This is a genomic window from Alcaligenes sp. WGS1538 (assembly GCF_043187505.1).
Lineage (GTDB): Bacteria > Pseudomonadota > Gammaproteobacteria > Burkholderiales > Burkholderiaceae_B > Alcaligenes.
The window spans coordinates 936,532-959,613 of the sequence record NZ_CP171109.1; the positions used below are offsets into that span (position 1 = coordinate 936,532).

Genomic DNA, 23,082 nt, shown 5'->3' on the forward strand with positions numbered 1-23,082 from the left:
CGTCCCGTTTTCTTCCCTTCTGGAATTTCCTTTTATGTCTCAGTCCTACTTCCCGCGCTGGCGCCGCGTGTCCGGCAGCGAGCCGGGTACGGTGGTGCAGCCCGACGAGTGCCTGGCCACGCCGCAGAATATCGCCATGGGCGCGCAGCACGTGGTGGCCATGTTCGGATCCACCATCCTGGCCCCCCTGCTGATGGGTTTCGATCCCAATCTGGCCATCCTGATGTCCGGCATCGGCACCCTGATCTTCTTCGTCTTCGTGGGCGGGCGCGTGCCCAGCTACCTGGGTTCGAGCTTTGCCTTCATCGGCGGGGTGATCGCCGTCACGGGCTATGCGGGCAGCGGCGCCAACGCCAACATCGGCGTGGCGCTGGGCGCCATCATCGTCTGCGGCCTGGTCTACACCTTGATCGGCCTGCTGGTCTGGATCTTCAACGCCCGCACGCGGGGCGGGGCGGCGCGCTGGATCAACCACTGGATGCCGCCCGTCGTGACCGGCGCCATCGTGGCGGTGATCGGCCTGAACCTGGCGCCCATCGCCGCCAAGGGCGCCATGGGCGCAGGCACCTTCGATTCCCTGATGGCCCTGATGACGGTGCTGTGCGTGGGCGGCATCGCCGTGTACACGCGCGGCGTGGCGCAACGCCTGTTGATCCTGGTGGGCCTGATCGTGGCCTGCGTGCTGTACTGGGTGTTCACCAACGTCATGGGCTACGGCACCCCCATCGATTTCAGCGCCATCGAGCAGGCGGCCTGGCTGGGCCTGCCCACCTTCGCCTCGCCCGTCTTCGAGGCTCACGCCATGACGGTCATCGTGCCAGTGGCCATCATCCTGGTTGCAGAGAACCTGGGACATATCAAGGCGGTCAGCGCCATGACGGGCCAGGACCTGGACGGCTACCTGGGCCGGGCCTTCGTGGGCGACGGCGTGGCAACCATGGTCTCGGGCGCCGTGGGCGGCACGGGCGTGACCACCTATGCCGAGAACATCGGCGTGATGGCGGCCACCCGCATCTATTCCACGCTGGTCTTCGCCTTCGCGGCCGTGATCGCGATCTTTCTGGGCTTTTCGCCCAAGTTCGGCGCCGTCATACAGTCCATTCCCGGCCCCGTGCTGGGCGGCATGTCGGTAGTGGTGTTCGGCCTGATCGCCATCTCCGGCGCGCGCATCTGGGTGGTCAACCAGGTCGACTTCAGCGACAACCGCAATCTGCTGGTGGCCGCCGTCACCCTGATCCTGGGCGCCGGCAACTTTTCCTTGCAATTTGGCGTGATCCGCCTGGACGGCATCGGTTGCGCCACCTTCGGCGCCATCATCCTGCACGCCCTGTTGCGGGGCCGCCGCGCCGCAGCGCGCTGACGCGGCCTGCGCGCCATATGCCGGGTCCGCCAGGCCTTGGCGGACCCGGCAAAACCCCGCGATGCGCGGGGGCTTGCTATTTCCTGACAGTTTGCCGACAATAGCTCTCACAGTCCCGGTTCTTTGCGGGACTTTTTTGCCGCCGGGCCGCCGGAACGCCGGATCGCTCAAGGCAAGAACGCCCTTCGGGGGCGGCAAGCAGGCCTTGGCCTGCGCAGCAGGGCATACGCCCCTATCACCGGTTCTCCCTATCTTCCAGGCGCTCCCGCTGCGGAGCGTCTTTTACTTGTTGAGCAGGAATATTATGTCTGCGATTCCATTGACTGCGCAGGGCGCACAACGTTTGCAAGTCGAATTACACCGCCTCAAGACGGTAGAACGTCCTGACGTCATCAACGCCATCGCCGAGGCGCGTGCGCAGGGCGACCTGTCCGAGAACGCCGAGTACGACGCCGCCCGCGAGCGCCAGGGCTTCATCGAAGGCCGCATCAGCGAACTGGAAGGCACCTTGTCCAACGCCCAGATCATCGAGCCGTCCACGCTGCAGGCCGACGGCCGCGTCGTTTTCGGCGCCACGGTCGAGATCGAGGACCTGGAGTCGGGCAACAAGGTCACGTACCAGATCGTGGGCGACGTCGAGGCCGACATCCGCGCCAACAAGATCTCCATCTCCAGCCCCGTGGCGCGCGCCCTGATCGGCAAGTCCGAAGGCGACGTGGTCGAAGTCAAGGCGCCGGCCGGCATCCGCGAATACGAGATCATCGGCATCAGCTACATCTGATGCCCGGCGGCCCCGTCCGCCGCCTTCGGGGCGCGCCCCGAAAAAGAAAGGCCCCTGCACATTCTGCGGGGGCCTTATAATTTATGAAGTCGGGCGTTCAGCGCTTGCCGGACGACAGTCCGCGACGGGCGCCCGCCTTCAGGGACATGGCGCTGCCCGGGCGACGGGTGGCGCTGCGAGGAGCCGCCGGCTTGACCGCGGCGAATTTCTGCACGCTGCGGGGAGCGGCGGATGATTTCTTTTCCTGGGTGCTGCTGCGTTCCGATTTCATTTCGGCGCGTCGGGTCCGTTCCGAGCTGCGGGTGCGCTTGACGCCCGATGCCGCCAGCTTCTTGGGGGTATAGGGCTCGGAAGGCTTGCGCACGGCGCGGGTGGGCTTTTCGGGAACGCCGAACACGGACGGACGTTCGGGATTGGGCTTGTAGATGGTCAGCATCTTGCCCAGGTGATGGACCGCGGCGGCGTCCAGCGCGTCGCAGATGCGTTCGAGCATTTCCAGGCGAGCTTCGCGGTCGTCGCCGGCCACACGGATCTTGATGAGCTGATGGGCCTGGAGGTGCACGCTGATTTCCTTCAGCACGGCCTGCGTCAGGCCGTTGTCGCCGATCAGGACGACAGGGCGCAAGGCGTGAGCAGCAGCGCGAAGATCGCTGCGCTCATGGGGTGTAAGGTTGAGTTTTGGCATAAAGAGATTGTACGGGAATGGCCAAGAAAAAATTCTCTAAAGATTGGGTTCATCAGCATATAAATGACCCCTACGTCAAACTGGCGCAACAAAAAGGGTATCGCGCGCGCGCGGCCTTCAAACTGAGTGAAATCCTGGATCTGGAGAAGATTCCTGTCAAGGGCAAGGTGGTCGTGGACCTGGGTTCCACGCCGGGCAGCTGGTCGCAGCTGGTGCGCGAGCGCATGGTGGGGCCCGGCGGGGTGCTGGACGGGCGCATCATCGCGCTGGACATCCTGGAAATGGAGCCGATCGCAGGGGTCGAGTTCATGCAGGGGGACTTTCGCGAGGACGACATGCTCGAGCGCCTGCACGCCAGCCTGGACGGGGCGCCCGTGGACCTTGTAATTTCAGACATGGCCCCCAACTTGTCTGGTGTGGCCTCGGCCGATTCGGCCCGCATCCAGCATCTGTGCGATCTGGCGCTGGAATTCGCCACGGAGCATCTCACTGCGGACGGCGCGCTCATCGTCAAGGCGTTCCACGGTAGTGGTTTTTCCCAGATCGTCGAATCTTTCAAGCAGAAATTTGTCAGAGTGGTGGAACGCAAACCCAAGGCGTCACGCGATAAATCCGCCGAGACTTTTCTGGTTGCCCGGGGTCTGAAGGCCAGGTAATTTATGACTTGCCGGTCTCGGGATCGGGTAGAATGAACTAAGTATGGCGCTTGTTCAGGTGTGTGTCAGCATATTTGGCAAGTTATCGCAATCGCAGGAGATTGGCTTTGAACAACTCGTTTTCCAAAGTCGCGATCTGGATGGTCATTGCGCTGGTGCTGTTTACTGTTTTCAAGCAGTTTGACGGCCGGCCGGCAACCACCGATGGCGTCACGTACACGCAATTCATGAACGATGCGCGCGCCGGCCGCATCACCAAGGTGGACATCCAGGGCGATACCCTGCACGTCACGCCCGACTCCGGCCGCAGCTACACGCTGACCTCGCCGGGCGACCTGTGGATGGTGCCCGAGCTGGTCAAGTCCGGCGTGCAGGTTTCGGGCAAGGCCCGCGAAGAACCTTCCTTCCTGACCAGCCTGTTCATCTCCTGGTTCCCCATGCTGCTGCTGATCGGGGTCTGGGTGTTCTTCATGCGCCAGATGCAGGGCGGCGGCAAGGGCGGGGCGTTCAGCTTCGGCAAGTCGCGCGCGCGCCTGCTCGACGAAAATTCCAATCCCGTCACCTTCGCCGACGTCGCCGGCTGCGACGAGGCCAAGGAAGACGTGCAGGAGCTGGTCGACTTCCTGCGCGATCCGTCCCGTTTCCAGCGTCTGGGCGGCCGCATCCCGCGCGGCATCCTGATGGTCGGTTCGCCCGGCACCGGCAAGACCTTGCTCGCGCGCGCCATCGCCGGCGAGGCCAAGGTGCCGTTCTTCAGCATTTCCGGCTCCGACTTCGTGGAGATGTTCGTGGGCGTGGGCGCCTCGCGCGTGCGCGACATGTTCGAGACCGCCAAGAAGCAGGCTCCCTGCATCATCTTCATTGACGAAATCGACGCCGTGGGCCGTCAGCGCGGCGCCGGCCTGGGCGGCGGCAACGACGAACGCGAACAGACGCTGAACCAGCTGCTGGTGGAAATGGACGGCTTCGAAACCGGCCAGGGCGTGCTGGTCATCGCCGCCACCAATCGTCCCGACGTGCTCGACCCCGCGCTGCTGCGTCCCGGCCGCTTCGACCGCCAGGTGGTGGTCGGCCTGCCCGACATCCGCGGCCGCGAGCAGATCCTGAAAGTGCACATGCGCAAGGTGCCGCTGGCTCCCAACGTGGATCCCGTGGTGCTGGCCCGCGGCACGCCCGGCTTCTCCGGCGCCGACCTGGCCAATCTGGTCAACGAGGCCGCCCTGTTCGCCGCCCGCCGCAACGGCCGCACGGTGGACATGCAGGACTTCGAGCGCGCCAAGGACAAGATCATCATGGGCGCCGAGCGCCGCACCATGATCATGCCCGAGGAAGAGCGCCGCAACACGGCCTACCACGAAGCCGGCCACGCGCTGGTGGCTTGCATGCTGCCCAAGACGGACCCCGTGCACAAGGTCACCATCATCCCGCGCGGCCGCGCCCTGGGCGTGACCATGCAACTGCCTGAAGGCGACCGCTACAGCATGGACAAGGAGCGCCTGCTCAACATGATCGCGGTGCTGTTCGGCGGCCGTATCGCCGAAGAGGTCTTCATGAACCAGATGACCACCGGCGCATCCAACGACTTCGAGCGCGCCACGCAGATCGCCCGCGACATCGTCACCCGCTACGGCATGACCGATTCGCTCGGCCCCGTGGTGTATGCCGAGAACGAAGGCGAGGTGTTCCTGGGCCGCAGCGTCACCAAGACGACGCACGTGTCCGAGGCCACCATGCAGAAGGTGGACTTCGAGATCCGCAAGATCATCGACGAGCAGTACGGCGTGGCCCGCAAGCTCATCGAGGACAACCGCGACAAGATGGAAGCCATGGCCAAGGCCCTGCTCGAATGGGAAACCATCGACGCCGACCAGATCGACGACATCATGAAGGGCCTGCCTCCACGGGCGCCCCATGTGCCCGGCGGCGACAACTCTCCGTCCGACGGCTCCACGCCACCGGCCACGGGCGCCAGCCCCGCCGGCGACAAGGGCACGGCCGCGACGACTCCTGTTTAACATCTCATAGGCATTGCCTATTTCATGAATCACTCCGAGTGGTCTTGTGGGCGCTTCCAGCTTGGGCTGGAGCGCCCTTTGGTTATGGGGATCGTGAATGTCACTCCCGATTCCTTCTACGACGGCAACCAGCATGCCGATCTGCCGCGGGCGCTGGACCACGCCCATCAATTGATCGCCGAAGGCGCCGACATCCTGGACATCGGCGGTGAATCCACCCGGCCGGGCGCCGAACCCGTGTCCCTGGAGCAGGAAATGGAGCGCGTCATCCCTCTGGTGGAGGCCTTGCGCTCCACCGGCGTGGCGCTGTCGGTGGACACCTTCAAGCCCGAGATCATGCGCGCCAGCCTGGCCGCCGGGGCCGACATCATCAACGACATCTACGCGCTGCGCATGCCCGGCGCACTGGAGGCCGTGCGCGATTCGGACTGCGGCCTGTGCATCATGCACATGCAGGGCGAGCCGCGCACCATGCAGAAGGAGCCGCACTACGACAACGTGTTGACACAAGTTCGTGACTTTTTGCAAGAGCGCTGTGACCATTTGCAGCAGCATGGCGTGGATTCCAGGCGTATCATGCTGGATCCTGGTTTTGGCTTCGGCAAGACAGTCGCCCATAATTACCAGCTGCTGCGCGGCCTGGAGCAGGCAGGGGTGCCCGGCTACCCCTGGCTGATCGGCCTGTCGCGCAAGTCCATGATCGGGCACGTCACCGGCAAGCCGGTGGATCAGCGCCTGATCGGTAGTCTGTCGGCAGCCCTGGCCTGCGTGGCCCGGGGTGCGAAAGTTGTCCGTGTCCATGACGTTGCCGCGATGCGAGAAGCCCTGGACGTCTGGAATGCGGTTGAACATGGAGTCTCTGAATGAGCGATCGGAAGTATTTCGGCACCGATGGTGTCCGTGGTGAAGTAGGCGGTCCAACCATCAATCCCGAATTTGCCCTGCGCCTGGGCTACGCCGCCGGCAAGGTGCTGGCCGGCCAGCACCAGGGCAAGGGTCGTCCCACTGTCGTGATCGGCAAGGACACCCGGATTTCCGGCTACATGCTGGAGTCCGCGCTGGAAGCGGGCCTGTCGGCCGCAGGCATCGACGTGCTGCTGGCCGGTCCCGTGCCCACGCCCGCCGTCGCCTACCTGACGCGCACCTTGCGCCTGGCCGCCGGCATCGTCATCTCCGCTTCGCACAATCCGTATTACGACAACGGCATCAAGTTCTTCTCGGCCCAGGGCACCAAGCTGCCCGACGAGGTCGAACTCAAGATCGAGCAGGCCATCGACGAGCCCATGCAGTGGGTCAAGTCCGAGTCGCTGGGTCGCGCCCGCCGCCTGGCCGACTCCGCCGGCCGCTATATCGAGTTCTGCAAGAGCACCTTTCCCAACGAGCTGGACCTGAACGGCCTGAAGATCGTGGTGGATGCGGCGCACGGCGCCGCCTACAACATCGCCCCGCACGTGTTCCGCGAGCTGGGCGCCGAAGTGGTGGCCATCGGCGTGCAGCCGGACGGCTTCAATATCAACAAGGAAGTGGGCGCCACCTATCCGGAACGCCTGGCCGAGGAAGTGCGTACGCACGGCGCGGACCTGGGCATCGCCCTGGACGGCGACGCCGATCGCCTGCAGATGGTGGATGCGGACGGCCGCATCTACAACGGCGATGAACTGCTGTACCTGATCGTGCGCGATCGCCAGCAGACCCAGACCGTGCAAGGCGTGGTCGGCACCCTGATGACCAACTTCGGCTTCGAGAAAAGCATGCGCGAGCTGGGCATTGCGTTCGAGCGCGCCAAAGTGGGGGACCGCTACGTGCTGGAGCTGATGCAGCAGCGCGGCTGGCTGTACGGCGGCGAAAGCTCGGGCCACCTGCTGTGCCTGGACTGGCACACCACGGGCGACGGCATCATCGCCGCCCTGCAGGTATTGACGGCTTTACGCCACAGTAGCAAGACCTTGTCCGAGCTGCTGAAGGATCTCAAGATGTATCCCCAGATCATGGTCAACGTGCCGCTGCAGCCGGGCCAGGACTGGCAGAGCCATGCAGGCCTGCAGGCGGCCAGGAAGCAGGTGGAAAGCCAGCTTGGCGATCGCGGCCGGGTACTGATCCGGGCCTCGGGCACCGAGCCCAAGCTGCGCCTCATGGTAGAGGCCGAGGATGCTGACCTGGCTCAATCGGGAATTGATGCTCTACTTGCAGTGGATTTAACGAAATAGTAATTTGACTATCAAAAACCTGAAACATTGCTTGTGCATCATGCACTAAAGTTTTTGGAGTCACCACGATGCTAGATCTTGAGCGTGCACGATCCGCGGCTGACCTGGCCAATACCTGGGCCGGTCACACCGTCGGAGGATTGGCTTTGCGTCTGGCTCGGACAGACGAAGAGCTTGAAATCCTGCAGCGCCTGCGGTTCCAGGTTTTTACCGAGGAAATGAACGCGGTCTTCCCGGACCAGCATACGGGCCTGGACACGGACCGTTTCGACCAATGGTGCGAGCATTTCATGGTGACCGAGCCGGAAAGCAACCGGGTCATCGGCACCTACCGGCTGCTGACGCCTGAAAAGGCCAAGCTGGCGGGCGCCTACTATTCGGAGTCCGAATTCGACATCGGGTCCCTGGACGCCTTGCGGCCCAGCCTGGTCGAGGTCGGGCGCTCGTGCATTCATCCGAACTACCGGAACGGTTCGGCCATCATGATGCTGTGGGGCGGCATTGCCGCGCTCATGCGCATGGGAGGCTACCGCTATCTGCTGGGCTGCGCCAGCGTCAGCCTGCGCGACGACGGCGTCACGGCGGCCGAAGTCTGGCGCGTGGCCCGCAAGTCCATGCAGGATCATCCCGAGGTCCCGCAGGTGCGGCCCTTGAACCGCTATCCGGTCGAACGCCTGGACAGCGACTTGCCGGCGCGCATTCCGCCGCTGATCAAAGGCTACCTGAAGCTGGGGGCCACCATTTGCGGCGAGCCGGCCTGGGACCCGGACTTCAACACGGCGGACTTCCCCGTGCTGCTGGACCTGCAGGCCATGGACGAGCGCTACAAGCGGCACTTCGGCCTGGCCTGATCCATGCCCTGTTGGGCAGCTCGTCTGGACGGGCGAAAAAAAAACGCATCCCAGGGATGCGCTTTTTTTTATCTGGTTTTGCAGTCAGGCCAGTTCCAGGCTCAGGTCGTTGTGGTCGGTCTGCCAGGCCTGCACCTCGGCCTGCAGCGAGGCTTGCGACAAGGGATGCGTGGCCATCCAGCCGGCGTTCTGGCGAATCAGCACTTTCTTGCCCTGCAGTTCGATGTGCAGAGGCAGGGTTTCCATGTCTTCGCGGCGGCGCATCAGGATGACGGCCAGGCGCAGGCTGAGCAGGGTCAGCCACCAGGCCTTGCTGGTCTCGAAGCGCTTGAGCTTGCCCAGCTTGCCCTGGTGGCCCAGGCTCAGGAAGCTGAGCATGGCCTGGTCGTCGTTGGAGAAGCCGGGCATGTCCGCATGCTCCAGCACATAGGCGGTGTGCTTGTGGTAGTCCGCATGGGCGATGCTCAGGCCGACTTCGTGCAGGTCGGCAGCCCAGCCTAGCTGACGGGACAGCTCCTGCGTCTCGGGCGAGTCCGGCAGGCGCAGTTCGCGGAACAGGCTCAGGGCCGCTTCGCGCACGCGATGCGCCTGGCGGGTGTCCACGTGATAGCGCTTGATCATCTGTTGCACGGTCTGGGCCCGTTGGTCGCGCTCGGAGTCGCGGCCCAGCATGTCGTACAGCACGCCCACGCGCAGGGCCCCCTCGCCGGGCAGCATCTGGCGTATCTTCAGTTCCTGGAAGGCCGCCATCATGATGGCCAGGCCTGCCGCCAGCACGGGCGCGCGGTGCGGCTTGACGCCGTGCAGCGTGCGCATGTCCACCTTGCCGTCCTGGACCAGGCGCTTCTTGAGCAGTTCCATGCCTTCCAGGGTGATCCCCTTCTTGGACATGCCGTTTTCCTGCAGGATGGCGATCAGGCCCTTGGCCGTGCCCGAGGACCCATAGGCTTCCTGCCAGCCGGTCTTGCGGTACTGGCGGGTGATGCCTTCCAGCTCGCGGCGCGCGGCCAGGATGGCCTTCTGCATGCGTTCTTCCGTAATGACGCCATCGGCAAAGAACTTGTCGGTATAGCTGACGCAGCCCATGTACAGGGAGGACAGCAGCATGGGCTTGAGGCCCTTGCCGATGATGACTTCCGTGGAGCCCCCGCCGATGTCTATCATCAGGCGGCGATTGGGGGAGGGCGGCAGCTCGTTGCTGATGCCCGAGAAGATCAGGCGCGCTTCTTCGTGTCCGGAGATCACCTCGATGGGGAAGCCGAGCGCCGCTTCGGCCGCGGGCAGCACTTCGCTGAGGTTGCGCGCCACGCGGAAGGTGTTGGTGGCCACGGCGCGTACGCGGTTGGGGTGAAAGCCCAGCAGTCGCTCGTTGAAGCGCTTGAGGATGACCACCGCGCGTTCGATGGCGTCGGGGCTGATGCATTTGTCGGCGCCCATGCCGGCGGCCAGCCGGACGGATTCATTCAGGCGGTCTATCGCGTAGATCTGGGCATGGCCGTTGTGCTGGACGACGCGCCCGATGGACAGGCGAAAGCTGTTGGAGCCGAGATCCACGGCGGCGAGAAGTTGTTCCATGAGGAATCGCTGAGGATGAATACTGTGCGATTATAAGGACATTAATCGTGTGTTTTGTTACATAACCCCGAAAATTCGCAAAAGATACGCAATCGGCTCCTGCGCCCGGGGCGATACCGGATTTCGAGACGGCGGGTTGGGGCATAAGGCTGCGCCGCCGTGGTAGTGGATCGCTTCTCGTTCATAGAACAGTAATATTCATGTAGTAAAAGTCTGTCGATCCTTTCCTCCTCTGTTGGACAACGACCTCACCATGCTGCCTTCTCCCGATTCAACTTTGCTCAATCGCGAACTGTCGCTGCTCAAGTTCAACGAGCGTGTTCTGGCCATGGCCGAGAACCCGAGCACGCCCTTGCTGGAGCGCCTGCGCTACATCTGCATCGTCAGCTCCAATCTGGATGAGTTCTTCGAAATCCGCATCTCCAGCCTGAAGGAGCAGATCCACCAGAATCCGCACCAGATCGGCGACGACGGCTTTCTGCCCCTGGAGGCCTTCGAGCGGGTGCAACAGGCCACGCACCAGCTGGTGGAGCGGCAGAACAGCCTGCTGATGCAGACGGTGCTGCCCAACCTGATGGAGGAGGGCATAGGCCTGCTGCTGCCTGCGCGCTGGACCGAGGCCCAGCGCGAATGGGCCTACCAGACCTTCCAGCGCGACGTCATGCCCCTGCTCACGCCCATCGGGCTGGACCCGGCGCACCCGTTTCCACGCGTCTACAACAAGAGCCTGAACTACATCGTGGCGCTCAGCGGCGAGGACGCCTTCGGACGCAGCGGCACCATCGCCATCGTGCAGGCGCCGCGCGCCCTGCCGCGCGTCATCCGCGTGCCGGACGACATCGCCGGCATCCCGCAGGGCTACATGCTGCTGACCTCGCTCATCAGCGTGTTCGTCAACGAGCTGTTCCCCGGCATGGACGTCAAGGGCTGCTATCAGTGGCGCGTCACCCGCAACAGCGACCTGTTCGTGGACGAGGAGGAAGTCACCAATCTGCGTTCGGCCCTGCAGGGCGAACTGTCGCAGCGCAACTTCGGGGCGGCGGTGCGCCTGGAGATCGACCAGTCCATGCCCGAGAGCCTGGAGCGCTTCCTGCAGAGCGAGTTCTCGCTGGAAGGGCCGGACACCTACCGCGTGCGCGGGCCGGTCAATCTGTCGCGCCTGATGCAGCTGTGCAATGCGCCCGACCGCCCGGACCTGCTGTTTCCGGACTACCGCGCGCCCATCCCGGCGCCTTTCGACGCCTCCTTCGACCATCCCGCGCAGTTCTTCGCGGCGATCGCCCGCAAGGACCAGTTGCTGCATCACCCCTACCAGTCCTTCCAGCCCGTGCTCAGCTTTCTGCGGGCCGCGGCGGCCGATCCGGCCGTGGTCGGCATCAAGCAGACCATCTACCGCACCGGCGAGGATTCCGAGCTGATGAACATCCTGCTGTCGGCCGCCCGGGCGGGCAAGGAAGTGACGGTGGTGGTGGAGCTGATGGCGCGCTTCGATGAACAGACCAACATCAACTGGGCCGCCAAGCTGGAAGAAGTGGGCGCGCACGTCAGCTACGGCGTGGTGGGCCACAAGACCCACGCCAAGATGGCCCTGGTGCTGCGCCGCGAAGAAGGCTGCATACGACGTTACGGGCACCTGGGCACGGGCAACTACCACCCGCGCACCGCGCGCCTGTATACGGACTTCGGGCTGATCACGGCCAACCAGGACATCTGCGAGGACATGGACAAGGTCTTTTCCCTGCTGACGGGGCTGGGCGCCTGGCGGCCGCTCAAGCTGCTGCTGCAATCCCCCTTCACGCTGCACGACAGCATGATGGCGCGCATCCAGAAGGAGACCGAACACGCCCTGGCCGGCAAGCGCGCCCGCATCATGGCCAAGATGAACTCCCTGCTGGAGCCCAAGATCATCCAGGCCCTGTACGACGCCAGCCAGGCGGGCGTGAAGGTGGATCTGGTGGTGCGCGGCGCCTGCGCGCTGCGCGCGGGCGTGCCGGGGCTGTCCGAGAACATCCAGGTGCGTTCCATCATCGGGCGCTTCCTGGAGCATTCGCGGGTGTTTTATTTCTACAACGACGGGCAGGAGGACGTGTTCATCTCTTCGGCCGACTGGATGGACCGCAACTTCTTCCGCCGCGTGGAGCTGGGCGTGCCCGTGCTGGACAAGGGACTGAAAAAGCGCGTCATCTCCGAGGCCTTCACCTTCGCGCTGCGTGACAACCAGCTGGCCTGGAAGGCCAATTCGGACGGCACCTACAGCCGCATCCGCAGCCGTCGCGCTCCTTTCAGCCTGCACCAGTTCCTGATGCACCGCCTAGGCGGAGCGTGAAAAGACTTCATTGTCACGAACATGTCATAAAGGCTGTTTAACATGTCGTCACATACAGGGTGGGCCTGTCTCTGACTATCATCAAGAGGATTTCTCGATGTTGAAACGTGTATTTAACAAGGTAACCATTGCTCTGGCCTTCAGCGCATTCGCAGCTTCCGCCACGGCCGCCGACATCACCGGCGCGGGCGCTTCCTTCCCATACCCCATCTACGCCAAATGGGCTGCCGAATACGCCAAGCAAACCAACAATCGCGTGAACTACCAGTCCATCGGCTCGGGTGGCGGTCAGCAGCAGATCATCGCCAAGACGGTCGACTTCGGCGCCTCCGACGACCCCATGAAGGGCGAAGTGTTGGAAAAAGAAGGCCTGATCCAGTTCCCGGCCGTGATCGGCGGCGTGGTGCCCGTGGTCAACATCGAAGGCATCGAGCCCGGCAAGCTGAAGCTGTCCGGCAAGGTCCTGGGCGACATCTACCTGGCCAAGATCACCAAGTGGGACGACCCGGCCATCAAGGCCCTGAACCCCGACCTGAAGCTGCCCAACAAGGACATCGTGGTCGTGCACCGCTCCGATGGTTCGGGCACCACCTTCGGCTGGACCAACTATCTGTCCAAGGTTTCGCCTGACTGGAAAGCCCAGGTCGGCGAAGGCAAGGCCGTCAAGTGGCCCACCGGCCAGGGCGGCAAGGGCAACGAAGGCGTCGCCGCCTACGTGCGCCAGCTGAAAGACTCCATCGGCTACGTCGAGTACGCCTACGCCAAGCAGAACAAACTGTCCTGGACGCAACTGCAGAACAAGGACGGCCAGTTCGTGCAGCCCGGCCAGGCCAGCTTTGCCGCCGCCGCCGCCAACGCCGACTGGAAGAGCGCGCCCGGCATGGGCGTGATCCTGACCGAAGAGCCCGGCGCCGAATCCTGGCCCATCACCTCGGCCACGTTCATCCTGATGCACAAGTCGCAGGACAAGCCCGAAAGCGGCAAGGCCGTGCTGGACTTCTTCAACTGGGCCTTCGAGAACGGCGCCAAGTCCGCTGAAGAGCTGGATTACGTCGCCCTGCCCAAGGACGTGACGGACCAGATCAAGGCCGCCTGGGCTGCCGAGATCAAGTCCAAAGACGGCGCTGCGATCTGGAAGTAAGATTCGTGTTCAAATACAGGTCAGTTGTAAATTGATCTCCCGAGACGGCCCACCGCTAGGTGGCGCCGTCTTTGTTATGTAAAAATTACGGTTTTGTCTTGAACGTACGGCGCATTCAGCGGCTTCCGGCGACAGTCCGTCCCAGGCGGCCGAGGGCTGAAGGCACAGCGTCTGTTCGTTTGTCCCATTCCGGCCTGACACTTCATCTGTCTACATGAAATCAAATCAGAACGCCCTTATGGATGGCATATTCAAGAACATGACGCGCTCTTTTGCGTTCTTCGTGTTCATCCTGCTGGCCGCCATCTCCATTTCCCTGATCTACGGAAGCCGGGAGTCCATCGCCGAATACGGTTTCTCTTTCCTCTGGACGGACAACTGGGACCCGGTCAACAACGAATACGGCGCCCTGGTGCCCATCGTCGGCACCTTGCTGACTTCCCTGATCGCGCTCTGTATCGCGGTTCCCGTCTCTTTCGGGATCGCCATGTTCCTGACCGAACTGTCGCCGACCTGGCTGCGCCGCCCGCTGGGCACGGCCATCGAGATGCTGGCCGCCATTCCGTCCATCATCTACGGCATGTGGGGCCTGTTCGTCTTCGTACCGCTGTTCCAGGCCTATGTGCAGCCCTCGCTGATCTCCCTGTTCGCGGGCGTGCCCGTGCTGGGCCAGATCTTCGCCGGCCCCCCTTTCGGCATCGGCGTGTTCACCGCCGGCCTGATCCTGTCCATCATGGTCATCCCCTTCATCACCGCCGTGATGCGCGACGTGTTCGAACTGGTGCCGCCCATGCTCAAGGAATCGGCCTACGGCCTGGGCAGCACGACCTGGGAAGTGATGTGGCGCGTGGTCCTGCCCTTCACCAAGAACGGGGTCATCGGCGGCATCATGCTGGGCCTGGGGCGCGCCCTGGGCGAGACCATGGCCGTCACCTTCGTGATCGGCAACTCCTTCAACCTGCCCAACTCGCTGTTCGCCCCATCCAACTCCATCGCCTCGGCGCTGGCCAACGAATTCAACGAAGCGGGCGGCATGCAGAAGTCCGCGCTGCTGGAACTGGGCCTGATCCTGTTCCTGATCACCACCGTCGTGCTGGCGATCTCCAAGCTGCTGTTGCTGCGTCTGGCCAAGAACGAAGGTTCGTCGCGCTAAGGGTCATACATCATGTTCGATAAAAAATCCGCCATCAGTCTGGACAATCCCATCTACAAGCGCCGGCAGATCTTCAACCGCCTGATGCTGGGAATTTCCTTCGCCACCCTGATCTTCGGCCTGTTCTGGCTGTTCTGGATCATCCTGACCCTGATCGAGAAGGGCAGCAGCGCCATGGCCTGGTCGCTGCTGACAGAAAGCACCCCGCCGCCCGGCGGCGAGGGCGGCCTGCTCAACGCCATCGTGGGCAGCGTCATGATGGCCGCCGTGGGCACGCTGATCGGCACGCCCATCGGCATCCTGGCCGGCACCTATCTGGCCGAGTACGGCCAGCGCGGCTGGCTGGCGCCGGCCACGCGCTTTCTGAACGACGTGCTGCTGTCGGCGCCGTCCATCATCATCGGCCTGTTCATCTATGCGGTGCACGTGGCGCAGGTGGGGCACTACTCCGGCTGGGCCGGCGCCCTGGCCCTGGCCATCCTGGTGATTCCGGTGGTGGTGCGCTCCACCGACAACATGCTGCTGCTGGTGCCCAACAGCCTGCGCGAAGCCGCCGCCGCCCTGGGCTGCCCCAAGTGGAAGATCATCATGGCCGTGTCCTATCGCGCCGCGCGCTCGGGCATCATCACCGGCATCCTGCTGGCCGTGGCCCGCATCTCGGGCGAGACCGCGCCGCTGCTGTTCACCGCCCTGAACAACCAGTTCATGTCCCTGAACATGAACGCGCCGCTGGCCAACCTGCCGGTGGTGATCTTCCAATACGCCGCCAGCCCCTTCGAGGACTGGAACCGCCTGGCCTGGGCCGGCGCGGTCCTGATCACCTTGCTGGTTCTGGGCATCAATATTCTGGCCCGCAGCCTTTTCCGCAATAAATAAAGTTTTCACGGAGCGCCCTCGTCGGCCTGATCGCTATGAGTCAAACCACTACCTCTGCCGAATCGACCAAGATTGAAATCAGGAACCTGAATTTCTACTATGGCAAGTTCCATGCTCTGCGCAACGTGAACATGTCCATCAAGGAAAACAAGGTCACGGCCTTCATCGGCCCCTCGGGCTGCGGCAAGTCCACGCTGCTGCGTACGCTGAATCGCATGTACGAGCTGTATCCCGGCCAGCGCGCCGAAGGCGAGATCCTGCTGGACAACGAGAACCTGCTGACCTCCAAGCAGGATATCTCCCTGATCCGCGCCAAGGTGGGCATGGTCTTCCAGAAGCCCACGCCTTTCCCCATGAGCATCTACGACAACGTCGCCTTCGGCGTGCGCCTGTTCGAGCGCCTGAGCAAGGGCGAAATGGACGAGCGCGTGGAATGGGCCCTGTCCAAGGCCGCCTTGTGGAACGAAGTCAAGGACAAGCTGCACCAGAGCGGCAACGGCCTGTCCGGCGGCCAGCAGCAGCGTCTGTGCATCGCCCGCGGCGTGGCCATCAAGCCCGAAGTCCTGCTGCTGGACGAACCCTGCTCGGCCCTGGACCCCATCTCCACGGCCAAGATCGAAGAGCTGATCGCCGAACTGAAGACCGACTACACCGTGGTCATCGTGACGCACAACATGCAGCAGGCCGCCCGCTGCTCGGACTACACGGCCTATATGTATCTGGGCGAATTGATGGAATTCGGCGAGACCGACCAGATCTTCGTCAAGCCGGCCCGCAAGGAGACCGAGGACTACATCACCGGCCGTTTCGGTTGACGCCTGCCTGATCGCGGCGGCCGCGCCGCCGCAGGATTGTCCTGGAACCCCGCCTCATGGCGGGGTTTTTTTTAGGTTTTTCGCCGATTTACGGGAGACCCTTGGCCCAGACGGCAGGGCGTCCGCCCACGCCGTGCCGGACGCCTGTACCGCCATACGATGAGGCTTCCAATCGGTTATGGCCTGGTCGATGCGAGAGGTATTTTGAATGGCGCCTTCAAAAAGCCATTTCGGCATCGATCAAATAATTGCTCCTGGAATTACGTGAAGCGTCTTTGCTGTTATCGATCAGTCAATGGAGTTCCAGCACGCCGGCGACGAACTGTTCCATAAGCTTGCGCCTAGCCGCGCTGCCGCAAGGCGTGCCGTATGACCTTGCCCGTCGCCGTCATGGGCAGGGCGTCCACGAATTCGATCGCCCTGGGGTATTCGTGGGCGGCGACGCGCCGCTTGATGTGTTCCTGGATGTCCTTCACCAGGGCGTCGGACGGTTCGACGCCATCCTTCAGGACCACGAAGGCTTTCACGATCTCGGTGCGTTCGGGGTCGGGAATGCCGACCACGGCCGCCATGGCCACGGCGCCGTGGCCCAGCAGCCCGTCCTCGATGGGGCCGGGGCCGATGCGGTAGCCCGCGCTGGTGATGACGTCGTCGTTGCGGCCCACGAAGCGGATGTAGCCTTCCTCGTCCACCATGCCCTTGTCCCCGGTCAGCAGCCAGTCGCCCGCAAACTTTTCGCGCGTGGCTTCGGGCCGTTGCCAGTACTCCAGGAACATGACCGGATCGGGCCGCTGCACGGCGATGTGGCCTTCCACGCCCGCCGGCGCCGGGCGGCCCGCATCATCCACCACCGCCACGCGGTGGCCGGGCACCGGCTTGCCGATCTTGCCGGCCTGGCCGGGGAACCAGGCCGAGCAGGAGGACACGATCATGTTGCATTCGGTCTGGCCGTAGAACTCGTTGATGGTGATGCCCAGTTCCTGCCGGGCCCACTCCAGGAGTTCCGCGCCCAGCGATTCTCCGCCGCTGGCGATCGACTGCAGCCGCAGCGTCCAGCGATTGCGCGGCGAGGGGCTGCGGCGCAGCATTTTCAGGGCGGTGGGCGGCAGGAAGGTGTGCGTCACGCCGTGGTCAGCCATCAGCTTCCAGGCGGCTTCGGCGTCGAATTTGGGAAAACGGTGCGCCAGCACGGGAATCCCGTGGTGCCAGGCGGGCAGCAGCACATCCAGCAGGCCGCCTATCCAGGCCCAGTCGGCCGGCGTCCACATCAGGCCCTGGCCGTCCTGCAAAAAATTGTGCGACATTTCCACGCCGGGCAGGTGGCCCAGCAGGACGCGGTGGGCGTGCAGGGCGCCCTTGGCCGAGCCCGTGGTGCCGGAGGTGTAGATCAGCAGGGCGGGATCGTCGGCGCGGGTGTTCGCACGGTTGGGAGCGCCGGGCTCGCAGGCGCGCAGCACCTGCCAGAAGGACAGGGCCTCGGGGCAGGTGCGGGTGGAATCCACGCTATAGACGCGCTTGAGGCTGGTCAGCTGGTGCTTGACCGGGCGCAGGACGTCAAGGCCGGCCTGATCGGTGACCAGGGCGCGTGCGCCGGAGTCGTTCAGACGGTAGCTCAGCGCGTCCGTGCCGAACAGGGTGAACAGCGGCATGGCGATGGCGCCGATCTTGTAGGTGGCCAGGTGCGCGATGGCGGTCTCCAGCCCCTGCGCCAGCAGGATGCCGACGCGGTCGCCCCGGCACAGGCCCTGGGCCTGCCAGGCGGCGGCCAGCGAGTCGGACCAGGCCTTGAGCTGGTCGAAGGTGTAGCGCCGCACCTCGCCGTCGGGCATCTGCTGTATCAGCGCCAGCCGCCCCGAGCCGTCAGCCCATTTGTCGCAGGCGTCCGATGCGATGTTGTAGTGCTCGGGGATGGACCAGCGAAACTGCGAATACGTGCTTGTATAGCCAGAGCCAGCAGACAGCATGAGGGTACGTTCCTTGAATCCGGATGCGACGATCTATCCTAGCCGGTTCGCGGAGCTTTCCCTATCCGGGCTTGTATGTAGATGCTTGCAGATAAAGGGCTTTGCTTTGTCGCCTTATCACATGAAGCGGCTCGAAAAGAGAAACCCGGCGCAGGGGAGACGCCGGGTTTCGCTTATGGAGAGCCGCCCTGGAGGGCGCTCGGGATTCAGCTGCTGGCTTTGGCAGCGGCGGGGGCGGCTTGCGCCTCGCCCTTGGATTCGTCGTGGCCGCCACGGCGGTGGTGGCGCTTGTCCTTCTTGGGCTCCCAAGGAGTGAAGGCGCCGTTTTCGCCTTCGGCCTTGACGCGCAGCACCTTTCCGTCCTTGTCCACGACGGTGGCGATGACCTTGTCGTCGCGTTGCATGATGCTGCCCACCTTGGTGTAGCCGGCATCCTTGAGACGCTGGTAGGCGGGGCCGACATCCTTGATCTGCTCAGCCGTCAGTGGCTTGTGGGCGCGGGCGGGGCGCGCCTGCTGGGTGGCGGCTTCGGCCTGGGGAGTCTTGGCGGTTTCCTGGGCCATGGCGGCGGTGCCGCCCAGCAGGCCGGCGGCAAGGGCCAGGGAGGCAAACAGGGAAGTGTGTTTCATGAACAGCTCCTTCGTGAGGCGGAAAGCGGGGAGGGGCCGTTTTCCTGTTCAGGTTGGGAAAGAAGGGTCAGGCTGGTTCGTATCAGCCTGGTGCCCATTATGGGAGCAGGGCTCTGAATCCAGCCTGAAGTCTGCGTTCATGTTATGTTCATCTGGAACTTGCTATACACAGGGGCGTGATCCTTCCGTCCCTCTTTTATGTCTTGTCCAGCCGTGTTCCGATGAAAACCCCCAAGCGTTTGTCCATACCCTGCCTGGTTCTGGGCGCCGTGCTGACGGCGGCGCCGCTGCTGCAGGCGCATTCGCATGATGCGGCGCGCCGGGACCGTGCGCCGGATGCGCACGAAGGATATGTTTGGCCCGATGAGGACGAAGGCTGCTGGCCCGGTCACGAGCCATTGCGCGCGCGGGACTTTCCGCCGCCGCCGCCTCCCCTGCCGGCGCCTGCCGAACGTTTCGGGCCCAGTCCGCACTGGCCGCCGGGCCCGGCCTACCGGGGCCACGACCAGGCGCGCGAGGCCGTGCGCCGCGGCGAGGCCTTGCCTTTGCGCGAGGTCCTGCGCCGCCTGCGGCACGACTATCCGGGCCGCGTGCTGCGCGTGCAGTTTGAATATGATGATCGTTTTGGAGTCTGGGTGTACGACATTCGCATGCTGTTCGATGAAAACCGCCTCTTGCGCCTCAAGGTGGACGCCTTGACGGCCGAGGTCCTGGCCGTGCGCGGCCCCAAGCGTGCGCCCAAGGGGGGACGCTGAGATGCGGATACTGGTCGTCGAAGACGAACCCACGCTGGCTGGCCAGTTGCAGCAGGCGCTGGAGCGGGCGGGCTATGCGGTGCAGGTGGCCCATGACGGCCGCGAAGGTCATTACCTGGGCGAAGTCGAGCCTTTCGATGCCGTCGTCCTGGACCTGGGCCTGCCCGGCATGGACGGCGTGTCGGTGCTGCGGCGCTGGCGTGCGGCGGATCTCGCGATGCCGGTGCTGATCCTCACCGCCCGCAACGACTGGCACGACAAGGTCGAAGGGATGGATGCGGGCGCCGACGATTATGTCGGCAAGCCTTTCCACATGGAGGAACTGCTGGCCCGCATGCGCGCCTTGCTGCGGCGGGCGGCGGGCCAGGCCAATCCGCGCCTGCAGGTCGGCGCCCTGGAGCTGGATCCGCGTTCCTCGACCATCAGCTGCAATGGCATGACCCTGACCCTGACCAGTCATGAATATCGCCTGCTGGCCTTCATGATGCATCACCCGGGCCAGGTGCTGTCGCGCACGCAGTTGACCGAGCATATCTATTCCCAGGATTTCGAGCGCGACTCCAACACCATCGAGGTCTTCATCGTGCGCCTGCGCAAGAAGCTGCCGGCCGGCTACATCGAAACGGTGCGGGGCATGGGCTACCGCCTGGTGGATCCCGCCGCATGAAGCCGGAGCGCAGCCACGCGGCCCTGGGTTCGCTGCGCAGCCGGCTGCTGCTGGGCACGCTGGCCTGGATCCTGGTCAGCATCATCCTGGCGGGGCTGGGTTTGAACCGCCTGTTCCAGGACCATGTCTATCGCCAGTTCGAGCAGCGATTGCAGACGCATCTGGACCAGATCATGGCCGACGTCAATCTGGAGAATCTCAACAATCTCTCCCTGCAGTCCCGCCTGAGCGACCCCCTGTTCGAACAACCCTATTCAGGCATGTACTGGCAGATTGCCCGGCGCGAGGCGACGGGCGGGAAATGGACAGTCGCGCTGCGTTCCACCTCGCTGTGGGATGAGGCGCTGGATGCGAACGCCGCAGGCAGCGCGCATGGCTCCTTCACCCTGCCGGGGCCGGAGAAGCAGCCGCTGATCGTCTTGCGCCAGGAGCTGGACGAGGTCAACGACAAGGGACAAAGCCTGCAGATCATGGTGGCGGGGAGCCGGGAGCTGCTGGCCGAGCCGCTGGAGCGCTTCCAGCGCATCCTGTTCCTGTCCCTGGGCGGCCTGGCGCTGGGCCTGATCCTGGCGGCCGTGCTGCAGGTGGTGCTGGCCTTGTATCCCCTGCAATTGCTGCGCCGGCGCCTGCTGGACGTGCAGGAGGGGCGCCAGCCCGAGATAAGCGGGCGCTTCCCCTCGGAGATCCAGCCCTTGGTGGACGACTTCAACGCCGTGCTGCACGCCAACGCCCGCATGGTGGATCGCGCGCGGGCGCAGGCCGGCAACCTGGCCCATGCCGTCAGGACCCCGTTGACCATCATGGGCAATGCGGCCGCGGGCGCGGATCCGCAGCTGGCGGCGGTGGTCAGCGAGCAGGTCGCCCTGGCCCAGCGCCAGGTCGATCATCACCTGTCCAGGGCCAGGGCCACGGCGGTGCGCGCCATAGGCGTGCGCACGGATGTGCGGGCCAGCCTGCAAGCCTTGTGTCGCGTCATGGGGCGGCTGCATGCGGAGAAACAGATCCATCTGGATCTGCCGGAACGGGAGCTGGTATTCAAGGGCGAAGAGCAGGACCTGCAGGAAATGGCGGGCAATCTGCTCGACAATGCCTGCAAGTGGGCCGCCCGGCATGTCTGGTGCCGCGTGAGCCTGGAGCAAGGCGCGCTGCACCTGGTGGTCGAGGATGACGGGCCGGGACTGGACCCCGGCCAGCTCGAACGCGTGTTCGGGCGCGGCCAGCGGGCCGACGAGCGCTATCCGGGCTTTGGCCTGGGACTGGACATCGTGCGCGAACTGGCCGAGAGCTACCATGGCCGGGTGCAGGCCGGGCCCTCCGACAAAGGCGGCCTGCGGCTGGACCTGGTTCTGGCCGCCTGATCCCTGCAACGGTCAGTTCCAGGGGCCGCTGCCGCCGCCCACGCTGTACTTGCCGGCGCCGATCAGGCCCACGGCCAGGCAGCCGACCAGGAACAGGCCCTGCAGCTCCAGGCTCCAGATCCCCTGCGCCGTAAAGGAGCCGAACTGTCCGCTGTGGGCCAGAAGCAGGGCGATGACCATGCTCAGAGCGGCCACCAGGCCCGCGGCGCGGGCGTAGTAGCCCAGGATCATCAGGGCCGGCGCGACGACCTCGCCCAGGTACACGCCCCAGGCCACGATGGACGGCAGATTGTTGGCCACCACCATTTTTTCAATATTGCCTATGCCGTAGCGTATCTTGGCGATGCCGTGCAGCAAGAGCAGCAGGCCCACGCCCACGCGCAGAATCAGTTTTCCAAGATCATCCCGGGACATGCACAGTCTCCACAATTTGAAAGGTTCGCAACGTGGGGTATTGTAGGGGGACACAGGATCAACAAGTATGACGGAGCGTATCCATGACACAAAAACAGGCAGTCGCCGCTGAGCTGGCTCCCACGGGCGTGCTGCGCGTCGCCATCAACTACGGCAATCCCGTGCTGGCGCAGCGCGGCGAGCACGAGCAGGCTCCGCGCGGCGTGTCGGCGGATCTGGCCCGCAGCGTGGCCCAGGAGCTGGAGCTGAGCGTGCAGTTCCATTCCTACGATGCCGCGCAGTCGGTGGTCGAAGGCGTCTACAGGGACGACTGGGACCTGGCCTTTCTGGCCATCGACCCCAAGCGCGCCGAGAAAATCCTGTTCACACAAGCCTATGTGCACATCGAGGGCACCTACCTGGTGCGCGCCGATTCCGCCTACCAGGGCGTGGACCAGCTCGACCAGCGCGGCGTGTGCATCGCCGTGGGCAAGGGCGCGGCCTATGACCTGTTCCTCACCCGCACCCTGAAGCAGGCCGATCTGGTGCGCGCGCCCACATCGGCGGCGGCCATCGACCTGTTCGTGGAACAGGAACTGGACGCGGCGGCCGGCGTGCGTCAGCCGCTGGAACGGTACGCCCGTTCGCGCACGGGCCTGCGCGTGCTGGCGGACAGCTTCACCGTGATACGCCAGGCCATGGCCGTGCCGTCGGGCCGGACCCTGGCCCATGCCTGGCTGGAAGCCTTCATCGCGCGCCAGAAAAGCGAGGGCATGGTGGCCCAGTTCCTGGCCGACAGCGGCCAGGCCAATGTGAGCGTGCCCGACTAGCGAAAAAGCGATGAGCACCGCTCCGGGGGATGGCCGGGGCAGTAC

At 64.3% G+C, this 23,082-nt stretch carries 21 protein-coding genes; 16 read left to right on the forward strand and 5 right to left on the reverse strand.

What is annotated here, in order from left to right:
• Positions 1–34: 34 nt before the first annotated feature.
• Together ACF3ND_RS04360 and greA are read left to right on the forward strand one after the other, a co-directional pair.
• Positions 35–1,360, forward strand: a complete 1,326-nt coding sequence (locus ACF3ND_RS04360; RefSeq protein WP_394064605.1) for a solute carrier family 23 protein — start codon at positions 35–37, stop codon at positions 1,358–1,360.
• 304 nt (positions 1,361–1,664) lie between these two features.
• Entirely contained in the window at positions 1,665–2,141 is a 477-nt protein-coding gene (gene greA, locus ACF3ND_RS04365; protein ID WP_394064607.1) for a transcription elongation factor GreA, read from the forward strand.
• A 97-nt stretch (positions 2,142–2,238) separates the two neighbouring features.
• Here greA and ACF3ND_RS04370 read toward each other — a convergent pair whose 3' ends face one another.
• Positions 2,239–2,826, reverse strand: a complete 588-nt coding sequence (locus ACF3ND_RS04370) for a YhbY family RNA-binding protein (protein ID WP_394064609.1) — start codon at positions 2,824–2,826, stop codon at positions 2,239–2,241.
• A 17-nt stretch (positions 2,827–2,843) separates the two neighbouring features.
• On the opposite strand from ACF3ND_RS04370, the gene ACF3ND_RS04375 reads away from it, so the two are divergent.
• The 5 genes from ACF3ND_RS04375 to ACF3ND_RS04395 all read left to right on the forward strand — a co-directional run bounded on the left by ACF3ND_RS04375 (position 2,844) and on the right by ACF3ND_RS04395 (position 8,555).
• Positions 2,844–3,482 carry an RlmE family RNA methyltransferase gene (locus ACF3ND_RS04375; protein WP_394064611.1) on the forward strand — a complete coding sequence of 213 codons (639 nt, stop codon included), beginning with the start codon at positions 2,844–2,846 and terminating at the stop codon, positions 3,480–3,482.
• A gap of 107 nt (positions 3,483–3,589) precedes the next feature.
• Positions 3,590–5,497: an ATP-dependent zinc metalloprotease FtsH gene (gene ftsH, locus ACF3ND_RS04380; protein WP_394064613.1), complete on the forward strand. Its 1,908-nt coding sequence runs from the start codon at positions 3,590–3,592 to the stop codon at positions 5,495–5,497.
• 24 nt (positions 5,498–5,521) lie between these two features.
• On the forward strand, positions 5,522–6,364 hold the full coding sequence (gene folP / locus ACF3ND_RS04385) for a dihydropteroate synthase (protein WP_394064615.1): 843 nt from the start codon (positions 5,522–5,524) through the stop codon (positions 6,362–6,364).
• Positions 6,361–7,704 (forward strand): phosphoglucosamine mutase, encoded by a 1,344-nt coding sequence (gene glmM / locus ACF3ND_RS04390; RefSeq protein WP_394064617.1) that lies wholly within the window; start codon positions 6,361–6,363, stop codon positions 7,702–7,704. The genes folP and glmM overlap by 4 nt, the downstream gene beginning before the upstream one ends.
• Positions 7,705–7,772: 68 nt before the next feature.
• On the forward strand, positions 7,773–8,555 hold the full coding sequence (locus tag ACF3ND_RS04395) for a GNAT family N-acetyltransferase (protein ID WP_394064619.1): 783 nt from the start codon (positions 7,773–7,775) through the stop codon (positions 8,553–8,555).
• A gap of 84 nt (positions 8,556–8,639) precedes the next feature.
• Here ACF3ND_RS04395 and ACF3ND_RS04400 read toward each other — a convergent pair whose 3' ends face one another.
• Positions 8,640–10,130, reverse strand: coding sequence for an exopolyphosphatase (locus ACF3ND_RS04400; protein WP_394064621.1), 1,491 nt, complete (start codon positions 10,128–10,130; stop codon positions 8,640–8,642).
• A 253-nt stretch (positions 10,131–10,383) separates the two neighbouring features.
• Here ACF3ND_RS04400 and ppk1 point away from each other — a divergent pair, with 253 nt between their 5' ends.
• The 5 genes from ppk1 (at position 10,384) to pstB (ending at position 16,441) form a co-directional block, all read left to right on the forward strand.
• Positions 10,384–12,456 carry a polyphosphate kinase 1 gene (gene ppk1, locus ACF3ND_RS04405; protein WP_394064623.1) on the forward strand — a complete coding sequence of 691 codons (2,073 nt, stop codon included), beginning with the start codon at positions 10,384–10,386 and terminating at the stop codon, positions 12,454–12,456.
• A gap of 97 nt (positions 12,457–12,553) precedes the next feature.
• Positions 12,554–13,597 (forward strand): phosphate ABC transporter substrate-binding protein PstS, encoded by a 1,044-nt coding sequence (pstS, locus tag ACF3ND_RS04410; protein ID WP_394064625.1) that lies wholly within the window; start codon positions 12,554–12,556, stop codon positions 13,595–13,597.
• A gap of 214 nt (positions 13,598–13,811) precedes the next feature.
• Positions 13,812–14,750, forward strand: coding sequence for a phosphate ABC transporter permease subunit PstC (pstC, locus tag ACF3ND_RS04415; protein ID WP_394064627.1), 939 nt, complete (start codon positions 13,812–13,814; stop codon positions 14,748–14,750).
• A 12-nt stretch (positions 14,751–14,762) separates the two neighbouring features.
• A complete protein-coding gene (pstA, locus tag ACF3ND_RS04420) occupies positions 14,763–15,626 on the forward strand; it encodes a phosphate ABC transporter permease PstA (RefSeq protein WP_394064629.1) in 864 nt (287 codons plus the stop codon).
• A 35-nt stretch (positions 15,627–15,661) separates the two neighbouring features.
• Entirely contained in the window at positions 15,662–16,441 is a 780-nt protein-coding gene (gene pstB, locus ACF3ND_RS04425; protein WP_394064631.1) for a phosphate ABC transporter ATP-binding protein PstB, read from the forward strand.
• 341 nt (positions 16,442–16,782) lie between these two features.
• Here pstB and ACF3ND_RS04430 read toward each other — a convergent pair whose 3' ends face one another.
• Both ACF3ND_RS04430 and ACF3ND_RS04435 read right to left on the reverse strand, forming a co-directional pair.
• Positions 16,783–18,405, reverse strand: coding sequence for an acyl-CoA synthetase (locus tag ACF3ND_RS04430; RefSeq protein WP_394064633.1), 1,623 nt, complete (start codon positions 18,403–18,405; stop codon positions 16,783–16,785).
• A 206-nt stretch (positions 18,406–18,611) separates the two neighbouring features.
• On the reverse strand, positions 18,612–19,034 hold the full coding sequence (locus ACF3ND_RS04435) for a hypothetical protein (protein WP_394064635.1): 423 nt from the start codon (positions 19,032–19,034) through the stop codon (positions 18,612–18,614).
• Between the two features lie 221 nt (positions 19,035–19,255).
• On the opposite strand from ACF3ND_RS04435, the gene ACF3ND_RS04440 reads away from it, so the two are divergent.
• From ACF3ND_RS04440 to ACF3ND_RS04450, 3 genes are read left to right on the forward strand one after another with little or no spacing between them, the layout of a single operon-like run.
• Entirely contained in the window at positions 19,256–19,789 is a 534-nt protein-coding gene (locus ACF3ND_RS04440) for a PepSY domain-containing protein (protein WP_394064637.1), read from the forward strand.
• A gap of 1 nt (position 19,790) precedes the next feature.
• Entirely contained in the window at positions 19,791–20,456 is a 666-nt protein-coding gene (locus ACF3ND_RS04445; RefSeq protein WP_394064639.1) for a response regulator transcription factor, read from the forward strand.
• Positions 20,453–21,814 (forward strand): sensor histidine kinase, encoded by a 1,362-nt coding sequence (locus tag ACF3ND_RS04450; protein ID WP_394064641.1) that lies wholly within the window; start codon positions 20,453–20,455, stop codon positions 21,812–21,814. The genes ACF3ND_RS04445 and ACF3ND_RS04450 overlap by 4 nt, the downstream gene beginning before the upstream one ends.
• Before the next feature lie 12 nt (positions 21,815–21,826).
• On the opposite strand, the gene ACF3ND_RS04455 is transcribed toward ACF3ND_RS04450, so the two are convergent.
• Positions 21,827–22,228, reverse strand: a complete 402-nt coding sequence (locus ACF3ND_RS04455) for a DoxX family protein (protein ID WP_394064643.1) — start codon at positions 22,226–22,228, stop codon at positions 21,827–21,829.
• An 83-nt stretch (positions 22,229–22,311) separates the two neighbouring features.
• Between ACF3ND_RS04455 and ACF3ND_RS04460 the strand changes: the two genes are divergently transcribed.
• On the forward strand, positions 22,312–23,037 hold the full coding sequence (locus ACF3ND_RS04460) for a transporter substrate-binding domain-containing protein (RefSeq protein WP_394064645.1): 726 nt from the start codon (positions 22,312–22,314) through the stop codon (positions 23,035–23,037).
• The last annotated feature ends 45 nt before the right edge of the window (positions 23,038–23,082 follow it).